This window comes from Calothrix sp. NIES-2100 (assembly GCF_963875285.1).
In the GTDB taxonomy this organism is placed as follows: domain Bacteria; phylum Cyanobacteriota; class Cyanobacteriia; order Cyanobacteriales; family Nostocaceae; genus Aulosira.
The window spans coordinates 8,040,889-8,055,188 of record NZ_CAWNLA010000001.1; the positions used below are offsets into that span (position 1 = coordinate 8,040,889).

The 14,300-nt window shown below is 41.6% G+C and carries 10 protein-coding genes and 1 pseudogene; 8 read left to right on the forward strand and 3 right to left on the reverse strand.

The window, feature by feature from the left end:
- Positions 1 to 91: 91 nt before the first annotated feature.
- Positions 92 to 2,020, forward strand: a complete 1,929-nt coding sequence (locus AACU32_RS32765; protein ID WP_096606073.1) for an alpha-amylase family glycosyl hydrolase — start codon at positions 92 to 94, stop codon at positions 2,018 to 2,020.
- Between the two features lie 182 nt (positions 2,021 to 2,202).
- On the opposite strand, the gene AACU32_RS32770 is transcribed toward AACU32_RS32765, so the two are convergent.
- Positions 2,203 to 3,144: a GNAT family N-acetyltransferase gene (locus AACU32_RS32770; RefSeq protein WP_096606075.1), complete on the reverse strand. Its 942-nt coding sequence runs from the start codon at positions 3,142 to 3,144 to the stop codon at positions 2,203 to 2,205.
- A 516-nt stretch (positions 3,145 to 3,660) separates the two neighbouring features.
- Between AACU32_RS32770 and AACU32_RS32775 the strand changes: the two genes are divergently transcribed.
- The gene (locus AACU32_RS32775) at positions 3,661 to 4,383 is read left to right on the forward strand and encodes a calcium-binding protein (protein ID WP_096606077.1); all 723 of its coding nucleotides are present in this window, start codon (positions 3,661 to 3,663) and stop codon (positions 4,381 to 4,383) included.
- 1,088 nt (positions 4,384 to 5,471) lie between these two features.
- Here AACU32_RS32775 and AACU32_RS32780 read toward each other — a convergent pair.
- On the reverse strand, positions 5,472 to 5,873 hold the full coding sequence (locus tag AACU32_RS32780) for a hypothetical protein (protein WP_096606081.1): 402 nt from the start codon (positions 5,871 to 5,873) through the stop codon (positions 5,472 to 5,474).
- A 301-nt stretch (positions 5,874 to 6,174) separates the two neighbouring features.
- Here AACU32_RS32780 and ppsA point away from each other — a divergent pair, with 301 nt between their 5' ends.
- The 3 genes from ppsA (at position 6,175) to AACU32_RS32795 (ending at position 10,904) form a co-directional block, all read left to right on the forward strand.
- Complete coding sequence (gene ppsA, locus AACU32_RS32785) at positions 6,175 to 8,616, forward strand: phosphoenolpyruvate synthase (RefSeq protein WP_096608279.1); 2,442 nt, start codon at positions 6,175 to 6,177, stop codon at positions 8,614 to 8,616.
- Between the two features lie 750 nt (positions 8,617 to 9,366).
- On the forward strand, positions 9,367 to 10,089 hold the full coding sequence (locus tag AACU32_RS32790) for a hypothetical protein (RefSeq protein ID WP_096606083.1): 723 nt from the start codon (positions 9,367 to 9,369) through the stop codon (positions 10,087 to 10,089).
- Between the two features lie 206 nt (positions 10,090 to 10,295).
- Positions 10,296 to 10,904 (forward strand): Uma2 family endonuclease, encoded by a 609-nt coding sequence (locus AACU32_RS32795; protein ID WP_096606085.1) that lies wholly within the window; start codon positions 10,296 to 10,298, stop codon positions 10,902 to 10,904.
- A gap of 124 nt (positions 10,905 to 11,028) precedes the next feature.
- Here AACU32_RS32795 and cobO read toward each other — a convergent pair whose 3' ends face one another.
- The gene (gene cobO, locus AACU32_RS32800) at positions 11,029 to 11,706 is read right to left on the reverse strand and encodes a cob(I)yrinic acid a,c-diamide adenosyltransferase (protein ID WP_096606087.1); all 678 of its coding nucleotides are present in this window, start codon (positions 11,704 to 11,706) and stop codon (positions 11,029 to 11,031) included.
- Between the two features lie 102 nt (positions 11,707 to 11,808).
- Between cobO and AACU32_RS32805 the strand changes: the two are divergent.
- The 3 genes and pseudogenes from AACU32_RS32805 to AACU32_RS32815 all read left to right on the forward strand — a co-directional run bounded on the left by AACU32_RS32805 (position 11,809) and on the right by AACU32_RS32815 (position 13,972).
- Positions 11,809 to 12,130: pseudogene (locus AACU32_RS32805) on the forward strand (DUF6508 domain-containing protein).
- Positions 12,131 to 12,136: 6 nt separating this feature from the next.
- Positions 12,137 to 12,751, forward strand: coding sequence for an O-acetyl-ADP-ribose deacetylase (locus tag AACU32_RS32810; RefSeq protein ID WP_339378477.1), 615 nt, complete (start codon positions 12,137 to 12,139; stop codon positions 12,749 to 12,751).
- A 45-nt stretch (positions 12,752 to 12,796) separates the two neighbouring features.
- The gene (locus AACU32_RS32815) at positions 12,797 to 13,972 is read left to right on the forward strand and encodes a homospermidine biosynthesis protein (RefSeq protein ID WP_096606091.1); all 1,176 of its coding nucleotides are present in this window, start codon (positions 12,797 to 12,799) and stop codon (positions 13,970 to 13,972) included.
- Positions 13,973 to 14,300 lie beyond the last annotated feature (328 nt).

The following is a 14,300-nucleotide window of genomic DNA, read 5'->3' on the forward strand; positions in this document are numbered from 1 at the left end:
GAAAAAAAATCATTAGATAATACCTGAGTTCGCAGTGAAAAAACACATTAAAAACTGCAAACTTGTATTACCTATAACTTTGAATATTTTTATGGTACAGACTCCTCCATCTCAATTTTCTCCCGAACAATACAAAGTAGATGCGCCCGCTCAAGAAGTAGAAAATATTATCCAATCGCCACCATCAGAGACGGAGATTAATTTAGAATTTCTCTACACTAGAGATATTGAATTTCGTCAAGAAACTATTTACTTTCTCGTAGTCGATCGCTTTCATGATGGCGATCCAGATAATAGCGAAGGGATTAACTCAGAACTGTACGACCCCACCGGAAAAGATTGGGGTAAGTACTGGGGTGGGGATTTACAAGGTGTAATTGATAAACTAGACTATTTGAAGAATATGGGAGTCACAGCCATTTGGCTAACTCCTTTATTTGAGCAAGTTGAAGAATTATTTGTTGGTAATGCTGCCATACATGGCTATTGGACAAAAGATTTTAAACGCATCAATCCCCGCTTTATTGCCCAAGATGAAAACCCTTCTTTAAACGCAACTCAGGAAACAAAAGATACAACTTTTGACCGCTTAGTTGCAGAAATGCATAAGCGGAATATGAAATTAATCCTAGATATTGTTTGCAACCATAGCACCCCAGATACAAGTGGTAGCAAAGGCGAATTATATGATGATGGGGTAAAAATTGCCGACTTTAATAATGATGTGAATAATTGGTATCATCACTACGGTGAGGTGCAAAATTGGGAAGATGATTGGCAAGTCCAGAATTGCGAATTAGCTGGTCTAGCAACCTTTAATGAAAATAATAGCGACTACCGTGAGTATATTAAGTCAGCGATTAAACAATGGCTAGATAGAGGTGTAGATGCTTTGCGGGTGGATACTGTCAAGCATATGCCGATTTGGTTTTGGCAAGAATTCACTGGTGATATGTGCAATCATAAGCCAGATGTATTCATTTTTGGCGAATGGATTTATAGTAGTCCCAGTGACGATCGCTCTGTGGAATTTGCGAATAACTCCGGGATGACACTTCTAGACTTTGGTTTGTGTGTGGCGATTCGAGCTGCATTAGGACAAGGTTCAGAAAATGGATTCCATACAATTCAATATATCTTTGACCAAGACCATCGCTACAGTGGCGCGACAGAGTTAATTACCTTTATCGATAATCATGATATGTGTCGCTTCCAATCGCTGAACCCAGATCCAGCGATGTTAAAAGTAGCGATCGCCTTAATTATGACTTGTCGCGGTATTCCCTGCATCTATTATGGTACAGAACAATATCTGCACAACGATACCGATGGCGGTAACGATCCCTACAATCGCCCCATGATGGAAAATTGGGATAGTGATACAGAGATTTATCGTTACATCAGATTATTATCTGGTTTACGGCGACTAAACCCAGCCATATCAATGGGTAGCCACTGGCAAAAATACTTAACTGAAGATGTTTATTGCTACGTGCGCCGTTATCGTGATTCTCTGTGCTTTGTCGCCTTGAATCGGGGGGGAGAAGTCACTCTAGAAGAAGTAGATACAGAACTACCAGATGGCGAACATACCTGTGTCGTCACTCGTAACAAGTATGAAGTCAAAGACGGCAAAATTCAAAATTTAGTACTTGCAGAACGTGGGGTGATTGTTTTCAGCCATGTTGGGGAGAGAATCAGAGCAACGACAATTGTGCGCGTGCAATTAAACGGTGTACAAACTCAACCAGGTGAAACCATCGTGGTGACTGGCGACTGTCCAGAGTTGGGTAACTGGGATATTAGCAAAGCATACCCTTTGGAGTATATTAACACAAACACCTGGTTTGCAGAAATTCCCTTTGATGAAAGTACAGGTAAGTTAATTAGTTATAAATATGCCATGTGGCGCGAAGGGCGATCGCCTCTACGCGAAAATACAGTACCCCGTCGTTGGGTAATTGCCAAAGAAGGTACTGTGAAGTGGCGTGATACCTGGACACCAGGAAGGGAATCTTAGAAAGGATGAAGTGAGTGGTTAGGTAAAAAATCAATTCCAGATGTAATCCTCATCCCCCACCCCCTATCCCCACCGAACTCGCGAGTTGAGGGTGGGGATTTCCGCGCTCCGTTAAAATTTCTGGAATAGCTTTTGGCAAAGACTTTCAATCCAAAATCTCAAATCCCAAATCTAAAATCAAATTATCGCCAATCATCCAGTGCAAAAACATCTGGGCGATTATATCCTGGTTCATTTGGTCTATGCATGGCCACGCCAATATGATCGCTACGAAAACCACGGGCGATCATTCTGCGGTAAGCTTCGTCACGGCTAGTATTCACCCCAGCAACTAACGTTGACATTCCTAGGGTGAGAGTCAAGTTTTCACATAGATCTAATAACTGCTCAAAACGTTGTCCTGCATCAGTTCCCGATCGCACTACACCAAACTTGACAAAGCAAGTGTTACTACCTGCTTCTGTACCTGCGCCGTAATGACAAACGGCAAATCCGGCTAAACCGATATCATCCCAAAATAAAACTGTATCGCCTAGTGCTTGCTGTTGCACTGTCTGAATTTCCCTTGTTAAATCTAGCCCTTCGTAGATAGAATCAGTTAGCTGGTAACTAGCTTTGAGAGATTCAGCACGTTCATTTTCACTTAAGAGTGAGTATCTCATGCCTTGGGGTAGCAGCACAGATGGCTGCACTGACTTTGCCATGATGGGAGTTAAAAAACGTAAATTAAAACCAAATTTTTGATAAAGTGCGTGATGTTTGGGACTGTTAGCAAAAGTATAAAGTCCAGCTAACCGAGTTTCCCATTGTGTAAAGCAGGCGATCGCAGCTTCTATGAGTTGTTGACCAACTTTTTGCTGCCAAAAATCAGGATGAACGCTTAAAGGGCCAAAATAACCAAAACTTCCCCAGTTGATTACTATGTTAGAACCGATTAATTTTCCATCCACCTCAGCCGCAAATGCAGCCTTTGGATCGGTTTGCCAACGGTGCTGGATATAAGCTGCATCTCCAGCAAATTGAGTCGGTTCTGGTAATCCGACAAAAGTGCCAAAAGCCAACCGAAAAATGTAGTCAGCATCAGCTAATTCATGGGACTGTAGTAAACGGATAGAAACGTTCATCGACCAGCAAAAATAAAAGTTTCAGTAAACAGGTTAACACAGAGCAAATGTGTTTTCATTGAAAGCGATAGAAAATCATACTGGCAAAGGTGAGTTAATGTATGTATTTTAATTATGTTTTAAATTGAATTCTGATTATGCGAAATGTTAAGTGCGTTGGCGAAGCCTTGCCGTAGGCATCGCTCCTATAAGCAAACCCAGTATTTCTAATTATTGCTTTTATAAGTTTTAATCTGCTATGATCGCGCTGAAGAAGCAAAATGCAACATATTTCTCCTAAATAAATAATGGAAAATAACCGATTAGGAGATTTATCTGCAAGCAAAAATCAAGCTAGAAATAGCCGATTTATTAGGGGAATTACGAGCGTTCCTACCAGATAATCTGGGCAACAAAATTTAAACAATCTTAAAAGGATGGCTTTAGTCTTCCTTGAACTATGGGCAATTTAGACTTTTAAAGTTTAAAAATTGCTTCATCGGCAACAAGCATTTCTGAAAATCCAGGAGAGTACGCATGTTTGCAGCAAATAGTACAAATACGAATCCTTTAGACGCTCAAAATACTAGTTTTGTTAATGGCACTCAAGCAAGCGTACTAGGCTCCAGTTTGGATCTTTGTGTCCTAAGTACAGATACTCTATTTACTGGAAGGTCTAGCAGTAGTACCACAAGCTTACCAGACTTGAATATGCGTCAAGAATCATTGTACTTTCAGGCGAGTGAGTATGGCAAAGAAAATGCCACCTACAGCTTGAGCAAATACACTGACAATGACATTCTTTATAGAAGTTACGATAAGACTAACGGCGATCAGACAATCGAAGGAACCGATAAAAATGATACCCTTATAGGTGGCAGCGGCAATGATACTCTTTTAGGTCTGAACGGTTACGATATTTTGTCTGGTGAAGATGGTAACGATCGCCTTGACGGCTATGGCTATAACAGCGACTCTGAATTAGACACCCTAGTCGGTGGTGCTGGATCTGATACTTTCGTTATTGGTGGTAGCCAGGGAATTGCATACCGAAACTATGGTCATGCTACTATTACTGACTGGAATGGGCAGGAAGATTCTATCGAAGCTAAAGGTAGTGCTAGCCTATATAAACTCGTTTCAGGAAACTGGTCTGGTAGTTCCGCTGACGATACTGCGGTTTACTTTGGTGATGATTTGATTTGTGTTATTCAAGACTCAAGCGATGTAAACTTGCAGCAGCATTTCAAATTTGTCTAAGAAAGCGGGAACGACTTCGTCGAACAGCAACGCCTGCCGTAGGGGAACTCCAAAAAATAAATTATGCCAAATTGTAGGGGCGGGGTTACCCCGCCCCTACGAGTTGCGGCTTTGGTAAATTAATGATTGGAATATTTTTTTATTTGGTAGTCTCTAGGATGCCCGTTCGCGTAGCGTCTCGCCTTGGGAGAAGGGCTGTAGGGCGAACGTGTTCCCTACACGCGACGATATATAGCGGTTTTCGGTTGAGTCCAATACACTCTTGTGGGCACGGCAGTGCCCCTACCCGCAACGATATAATTTTGTATTGCATCCAAAGCAGAAGCGCTATATTCCCTCAAAGTCCCACTCACAGACTTGTCTAGTTAACCAAAGTCTTCACTTTGTGAATGAAAGTCTTCATGTTTTGAACCAAGGGGTTCACTTTCTCAACGAAAGGGTTCACTTTGTTAACGAAGGGGTTCACTTTGTTAACGAAAGGGTTCACTTTCTCAACGAAAGGGTTCACTTTGTTAACGAAAGGGTTCCCTTTCTCAACGAAGGGGTTCACTTTCTCAACGAAGGGGTTCCCTTTCTTAACGAAAGGGTTCACTTTATGGACGAAAGACCTGGATTTATCACAACTTTTTTCAACTTAGGGGCGGGTTACAGCAGTTTCAGTGGTAATTGAACCACAGATCCTTTCGTAGGGAACATCAGTAAGATTATTATATGTACCATTCGATTGTCGGTGCCGTGCCCCTACCGCGTGGTCTATTTACTTGAAAACAGCTGTAAGCCAGATATTCGTAAATGAAGGGATTATATCTGTGAACCCGCTCCTACTTCTTGGGGACATCCAATTTTTGAAATACCACCAAAATTTGTAGTGCGAATGCGAGAGCGTGTCCGTAAAGCCTGCGGCATAGCTACGCTTAGGGCGCAGCCTCCCGTAGGGAAGGACAAACGTCTCGCTTGATGAATGAACATCAGCGAGCTTTTCGGCTCGCACTACTCTCGCTCAATGAATGAACATCAGCGAGCTTTTCGGCTTGCACTACGGAAAATGAGTAATTTATTTTTTGTAAGTTATGTTTATTTCTGTTGGTCTACTTAGGTTGAGCAATCCGCGCTTCGATATCTTCTAATGTTTGCAGTAATAGACGTTTCGCCTGTAATTGCCAACCCCATTTTTGAATTCTAAAAGCAGCCACAGAACCCGCTACAGCTGCTAATAATCCTATCGGTTGATTTAAGGAAATTCCTAATAATAAACCTAATCCCGCAATTCCCCAAAATGGTAAAGCTACTACTTGTCTTTGTTCTTCGACAATTTGGGCAATTTGATTCGGTTGCATAGTCTCTAATAATTCGGCTTTGATTTGCCTTTGCTCTGCTAAAGATACTGATAATCCAATTTTGCGGCGCAGTTTTTCAATTTTGCGCGCATCAGTACTGTACTCTGTTAGCTCGTCTTCGGCCATTCTCAGTAATTGTTCTAGTTGCGCCATCTTATATTATATCTTTAATTCTCAATATGGAGATTATCTCAGATTATTGTTAATTTTTCTTGACTATATCTGGGCATTTTATAGCACAATTGCGAATTTAATATCTAAAATTGAACATAGGCAAAATATACTAGCACACTACGGCGCAAATAAAAATTCTATATGAGGAAGGAGAATTTTTGAGATACTTATAGTTCTCCTTGATCCCTGACTAGTGGTGCTTGACTCTTAACCCCTTATGCGTAGCAGTACTAGCAATTTTGCCCTGACAACCAGAGCATTTACTTGTGAGGTAATCCTGATGGTAACAGTAGCTAAGAATACTTTGTCTGTGGATACCAAAGAGCGATCGCTGATTCTTTGGTTTGATGAGGTGGGGATTGGGGACATTGCCTTAGTTGGGGGGAAAAATGCTTCACTAGGAGAGATGATTCGCCAGTTGACACCCAAGGGCGTGAATGTTCCCACTGGGTTTGCAACTACTGCATATGCTTATCGTTATTTCATCGAGTCTGCTGGGTTAGACGCTAAACTACGAGAACTATTTGCCGACTTGGATGTGGAGGATGTCAAAAATTTACAAGAAAGAGGTAAAAAAGCGCGGGCGCTGTTGATGCACACACCATTTCCAGCAGAACTGCGGGTGGCGATCGCCAAAGCCTACGAAAGTTTATGTGAGCCATATAATGCAGATACCGATGTCGCCGTCCGTTCTAGCGCCACAGCGGAAGATCTCCCCGATGCAAGTTTTGCTGGACAACAAGAAACTTACCTCAACGTTGTTAGTGTTGCGGGAGTTTTAGCCGCTTGTCATCGCTGTTTTGCTTCCTTATTTACCGATCGCGCTATTTCTTATCGTCATACTAAAGGCTTTGACCATTTTAGTGTTGCCCTAGCTGTAGGCGTGCAAAAAATGGTGCGTTCTGATTTAGCTTCTGCTGGGGTAATGTTCTCCATTGAAACAGAAACAGGTTTTAAAGATGCAGCCTTAATTACCGCCGCCTATGGTTTAGGTGAAAATGTCGTGCAAGGGACTGTCAATCCAGATGAATATTATGTTTTTAAACCTACTTTAAAAGCTGGTTTTCGCCCAATTGTCGATAAAAAATTGGGTAGCAAAGAACTGAAAATGGTCTATGATGATGGCTCTAAATTTACCAAAAATATTTTAGTTCCTCCAGTAGATAGATGTAAATTTGTCCTGAGTGATGATGAGATTTTACAACTAGCAAATTGGGCTTGTGTAATTGAAGATCATTATTCCCAAGTCCACGGTCATTACACCCCAATGGACATTGAATGGGCAAAAGATGGCATTACAAATCAACTATTTATCGTCCAAGCACGTCCAGAAACAGTCCAGTCACAGAAGCGGGGAAATGTGCTGCGGAGTTATCGGCTCATCACAGCGAAATCCCCTCAGCCCCTGATTACAGGACGGGCGATCGGCGAAGCGATTAGTCAAGGAAAAGTACGTCTAATTTTAGATGTGAATAAAATTGACCAATTCCAGCCTGGGGACGTATTGGTCACAGATAGAACCGACCCCGACTGGGAACCAATTATGAAACGGGCGAGTGCAATTATTACTAACTCTGGCGGACGTACCTGTCACGCGGCGATTATTGCGCGAGAATTGGGTGTACCGGCGATCGTGGGTTGCAACAAAGCGACAGAAATTTTAACAACTGGTCAAGAAGTGACAGTTTCTTGTGCGGAAGGAGACGAAGGAAGAGTTTATCCAGGGTTATTACCTTTTGAAGTCCAAGAAGTCCTCTTAGAAGACTTACCCCGCACCCGCACGCAAATTTTAATGAATGTGGGTAATCCCCAAGAAGCATTTAGCTTATCTGCTATACCTAATGATGGAGTTGGTTTAGCCCGGACAGAATTTATTATCGCCAATCAAATTCAAATTCATCCAATGGCGTTAATTCACTATGACGATTTAAAAGATGAATTTGTTAAAGAAAAAATTGCCGAAATCACCGCACTTTATGAAGATAAACCCCAGTATTTTGTTGATAAATTAGCCCAAGGTATCGGCAGAATTGCCGCCGCATTTTATCCGAAGCCAGTCATTGTGCGGATGTCGGATTTCAAAAGTAATGAATATGCCAATCTTTTAGGCGGTAAACAATTTGAACCTGATGAAGAAAACCCGATGCTAGGTTGGCGAGGGGCTGGACGTTATTACGATCCAGGTTACAGGGAAGCGTTTGCCTTAGAATGTCATGCCATTAAGCGAGTTAGGGAAGACATGGGTTTAACTAATGTTATCCCGATGATACCTTTCTGTCGCACTCCCGATGAAGGGCGTTTAGTGTTAGCAGAAATGGCGAAGAATGGTTTACAGCAAGGTGTAAATGACTTGCAGGTTTATGTGATGTGCGAGTTGCCTAATAATGTAATTATGGCAGAGGAATTTGCTGAAGTGTTTGATGGATTTTCCATCGGTTCTAATGACCTAACTCAGTTAACATTAGGACTAGATAGAGATTCAGCACTGGTAGCGCGATTATTTGATGAACGCTCTCCAGGAGTCAAGCGCATGGTAAAAATGGCAATCCAAGCTGCAAAAAAAAGCGATCGCAAAATTGGCATTTGTGGACAAGCACCAAGCGATTACCCAGAATTTGCCCAGTTTTTGGTGGAAGAGGGAATAGACTCGATTAGTTTAAATCCCGATTCCGTCTTAAAAACAATGTTAGAAATTGCCAAAGCCGAGAACAATCACAGTTAACGAGACAAACCTCACCAAATAAGGCAAAAGTAAAAAGTTAATCGCTTACCATCACGATCCGCGTCACCCCACCCCTAACCCCTCCCCGCAAGCGAGGAGGGGAATCAGAAATTTTTTCATGTCTCCTGGTGTACCCAGTTCATGACGGCTACTTACCAATTGTGGATGAAGATGCGCTTAATTATCTTCGGAAAAAAACTAACCGCCAAGAACGCCGAGAAATAAGAGATTAAGAGAATTTGGCAAAGCTAACAAAAAAACGGTATCAGTTAGTCGCCTCCACTATCCTAATCAAATCCAGTGCCCATTAATACCTCAAATGGTGTTCACATAAGCTTTTCAGCCTAATTAGCACTCTACAGTTAGGTTTTTTGAGAAAAATCTTGAGGAATATTCCGTAATAGAGATATTATCTGATGTAGTTACCTATACTGCTACCGAAGTTATAGGGCAAAAGTTAGATGTTTCGAGTTAAATGTCATGAATCGTTGAGTTTCACAAAAGCAAACAATTTTTTCTGCTTAACTTTGCATCACCCGATCAGGTGATGCTATGGGGTGAAGCCGGAGATGGCTGAAGGACGGTAATCTAAGGTGGCGATCGCAAATTATATAAAAATTTCCGTTCTCGGACGTATTTTTACCGGGACAATATAAATCGAACCTTTGGCCGAGCCTAGCTTCATAAATACTTAGTTAAGTTTAAGTCAGGTGTTGAGAGAGTAGTTATTTTTGTAAGAGGAGAAATTGGGTGCTTAACAATCTTTATAAGTTCTGTTCCTCTCATCAAGTGGCAATTCCAGCTGTAGCTTTAATAATTACCCTTGGTGTGTTTGGTGAACAAGTTAAATCAGTACTGAGTCATCCCATAACAGTAGATTCTCAAAATGTTTCGGGAAATTATCTCTTATCACAGCTAAGAGAAGTAAAAGCCCAGAGAAATCAAGATTGGAAAGCTTCCGCAACTAGCAATAATACTGAGAATTTGCCACAACCAAATTCTCAAGGTTCAGCAAAGGATTTAAAAACACCAACCGAAACCACAGCGTTGGTGACTAGAACTCAAAAATCTGCCGCAGAAGTTACAAATGTACCAATAAGTAATTTGCCGACAGAAGATGGAGTTTATCTGTATGGTCAGTCACCAAAACCAAACCAGCTTGGGCAAGGGTATATTATATTTGAAAAGCGCCAAGCGACGGTAAAGGGTGCAATGTATATGCCTAATTCTGAGTTTAGTTGTTTTCAAGGCACAATGGATCGCTCAGGAGAGTTGGCAATGACTGTTAAAGCTACCTCAGATGACACTAGCACAAATCAGGTTGCCACAACTAATACAATACCTAGCATTAATGATGATGAGTTCAGTTCCTATGCTTATTCAGTAGCATTGCAAGATTATCATCAGCTAAAATCTGTTAGTGCTAATGATAAGCGCATGTTGCAAATGTGCAATCAAGCTTTTACAAACTGAATATCACAAATTAGTCAAATAATGAATAATAAATTAGGATTTATGTTTTTTATAACTCCTAATTTATTGCTAATTTATAGTAATGTTTTGATATCAAATCCATTGGCATCGGAGTTATAGCGATCGCTGCTGTTGTTAGCTGAAAATTTTATCCTGCAAAAACGCCTCCGCTACAATAAGGCTATGTTAGCGTCCAAGCAAGACCTATGACCTACACCCCATCCAAAGCCTTAACTTTTGAGGAATTTATCGCCCAATATAGTGATAATGAACGCTACGAACTAATTGATGGAGAACTTAGAGACATGGAACCTACAGGCCCTCATGAAGCTGTTGCAGGTAGCATAGCAGGTAGGATCTATGTGGAAATTTTTAGTTCTAAACTCAACTGGCTAGTACCAAAAAGTTGTCTGATTAAACCACCTGCTGCTGAAGCCACAGCCTTACGTCCTGATGTCATTGTTCTAGATCAAGCAGAACTTAGTAAAGAACCACTCTGGCAAAAAGAACCTATTATTTGTAACGGCAGTACAATCAAACTAGTTGCAGAAGTTGTCAGTACAAATTGGCAAGATGATTATGCTAGAAAAGTGGAAGAATACGCTTTTCTTAACATTCCAGAATATTGGATTGTGGACTTTCGTGGCTTGGGTGGTTGGCAATTTATCGGTAATCCAAAACAACCCACCTTCACTGTTTGTCAGTTAGTTAACGGTGTATACCAGCAGCAACAATATCGTTTAAAAGATACTATTTCTTCTTATTTATTTCCCAATTTACAACTTAAACTTGAAGACATCATGCCTAATTCATAATTATTACTAATTGCAGCGGATGAGAACTTGGTGGGGTATAGATAATTGTAAGGGCACAACAATGTTCTGCCCCCACCTGTGTAGTTTATTTATCTGCAATACGCTGGCTCAATTACGAATTATTTTAATACTCAATTCCTGGTTGAGCTTTCACACCTTGGTCACGGAAGGGATGCTTAACTAGGGTCATTTCTGTTACTAGGTCTGCGCGTTCGATTAAAGCAGGTGGTGCGCCTCGACCTGTAAGAATAACGTGAGTATCAGCAGGTTTTGTGGCTAAACCTGCTAAAACTTGCTCAACTTGTAAGTACCCCATTTTTAGAGCAATATTAATTTCATCTAATAAGACTAATCTAAAGTCAGGGTTACGAATGTATTCTAATGATTTTTCCCAAGCAGCTTGAGCTTTATCTAAATCGCGATCGCGGTCTTGGGTTTCCCATGTAAAGCCTTCGCCCATAGCATGAAATTCTAACTGGTCTTGCCAATTACTGAACACTCTTTTTTCTGAGGGTTCCCAAGCTCCTTTGATAAACTGGACGATCGCCACTTTATATCCATGACCAAGCGATCGCATTACCATCCCTAAAGCCGCAGTCGTTTTCCCTTTCCCGTTTCCAGTATTTACAATAATTAATCCTTTTTCTGGTACAGCTTGTGCTATGCGCTTGTCCTGTACTTCTTTACGTCGCTGCATCTTTTGGCGATACTGTTCGTTACTTAAAGATGAGGACATTACCTCGTCAATTACGCGTGCGATCTCTTGGTCTGAATCTAATTGTTGTGGGTTATCGTTTTTCATCAATTTTATTTGGCAATAATGTTAACAATAGTCAAAAGTCCAGAGTTGAGAATTTATTGACTTCAGACTTTATACTTAATACTTCAGTCTTCAGTTGTTATTATGTCTCCTCAAATTACCCTGAAAAATCTGGAAAGTATATTAGCTTTTGTCAAATTATTTACGGATAAAGAAGCAAAGCTATATGACATACAAACTGAACCATTGACTTTCGAGCCATATTGCTATTCTAAAGAATTTGACCAGTTTATTACATCTGGTTATCAAGAAAATTTTATCATTTCTTTTGATTGGCTATCTTGGCACCAGGAAGCACATAGTTTTGTTACAGAGGAGTGAACTATTAACTTTAGCAGACATTTCTACATTGCAGAAATTGTTTACAACGCACATTCGCAAAGAGCGTTTTTGTAGCGGTCATTGATCTGCGATGATCAACAATGGACACTTGCTCTTAATATTTCAAAGATTACAAGCAATTCATGCAGATTGGATGTTAGAAAATACTCATAACAATGGTGAAGCAAACATGATCAAGCAAACATCAGTTTTTCAAGGGGATATTACTCAGCTACAAGTAGATGCGATTGTGAATGCTGCTAAAAATTCCTTACTGGGTGGTGGGGGTGTTGATGGTGCAATTCATCGCGCCGCAGGGCCAGAATTGTTGGCTGAATGTCGCCAGTTAAATGGTTGTGCTACTGGGGAAGCCAAAATCACCAAAGGTTACCAACTGAGAGCAAAATGGGTAATTCACACAGTCGGCCCCATCTGGTATGGTGGCAATCAAGGTGAAGACGAAATGTTAGCGAAATGTTACCGCAATAGCTTGGCTGTGGCAGAACAATATCAAATTAAAAGCATAGCCTTCCCGGCGATTAGCACTGGTGTGTATGGGTTTCCAATGGAACGCGCTAGCAAAATTGCCATTACAGAAGTTAACAAGTTTTTACACAGCCATCAGTCCATAGAACAAGTGATTTTTGTGTGCTTTGGACAAAGCGCCTACGATTGTTATCTAAAAGTTATACGAGAATTAACGTAATCCTAGATAACATGAGATTCGTGTTATCTTTTCGGGATTCTCAAAATGTCAAAACAGCTGGGTCAAAAAATTGCACCAACACCGATGTCAGCGGATATTGGGGTAGTTGATTTGATTGATAATTACTTCACCGCTTACAACTCGGCGCGGTTGCGGGAAATTTGTCAACTGCTGAGTCGTGAGGTGTTAACAGACGGTGTAACGGTGGGTGTTAGCCTTTCTGGAGCGATGACACCAGCCGGATTCGGGGTTTCCGCCCTTGCGCCTTTGATTCGCAATGGCTTTATTGACTGGATGATTAGCACTGGTGCAAATCTTTACCACGATATGCACTATGGTTTGGGTTTTGAACTGTTTGCGGGTAATCCCTTTTTGGATGATGTGAAGCTACGCCAAGAAGGGACTATCCGGATTTATGACATTATTTTTGGCTATGATGTGCTGCTGGAAACTGATGCGTTTATCCGCAAGATACTGCAAGCAGAAGCTTTTCAAAAGCGGATGGGAACTGCTGAATTTCACCATTTGCTAGGAAAGTATGTGTGGGAAATCGAAAAGCAATTGGGCGTGAAAAATTCCTGCTTGCTAGCCACAGCTTATGAGTGTGGCGTACCGATTTATACTTCTTCTCCAGGAGATAGTTCCATTGGGATGAACGTCGCCGCTTTAGCGTTGGAAGGTTCGCAGTTAGTCATAGATCCCTCAATTGATGTTAACGAGACAGCTGCGATCGCCTACAATGCACGAGAAGCAGAAGGTAAAAGTGCAGCTGTGATTCTTGGTGGCGGTAGTCCCAAAAACTTTTTGCTACAAACCCAACCGCAACTTCACGAGGTACTGGGGCTAGAAGAACGGGGACATGATTTCTTTGTCCAGTTTACCGATGCGCGTCCTGATACAGGTGGCTTGTCTGGCGCAACTCCTTCAGAAGCGGTCAGTTGGGGTAAAATTGACCCAGAAGAATTACCCAGCACGATTGTTTGTTACACCGATAGTACGATCGCCTTACCACTGGTAACAGCATACGTTCTCCAAAAGTGCCAGCCACGCCCATTGAAGCGGATATATGACAAGCGAGAAGCCATTTTCGAGAAACTGCGCCAAGATTATCTAGCAGCTAAAGCGCAACCATCCGAGCAAATCCCAGCGGTTGTAGCTGATAGTGCATCTCAGCAAGCAGCTACCTATCCCTGCGGTAGATTGATTCCTAACACTCCATAGGGAATACCAAAAATAAATTATCCCAAATTGTAGGGGCGGGGTCTCCCCCATAGGTGTCAACTTAACGCGAAACCCTTGCCAAGACGTTATTTAGAATCAAATTGCCTACCATCACGATCCGCGTTACCCCACCCCAGTTTTGTCTAAAGCCAAAACGTCCCCTCCCCGTAAACGGGGAGGGGATTAAGGGGAGGGGTAAAACGCTTGTGGGATAAGCCTTTTAACTTAAGTTGACACCAATGGGTCTCCCCGCCCTTTTGCGCGATCAGATAGGCAAATTTAGAGTACTGGTAAGTAGGATATCTGCACCCTTGTTTTGCGCGATCGC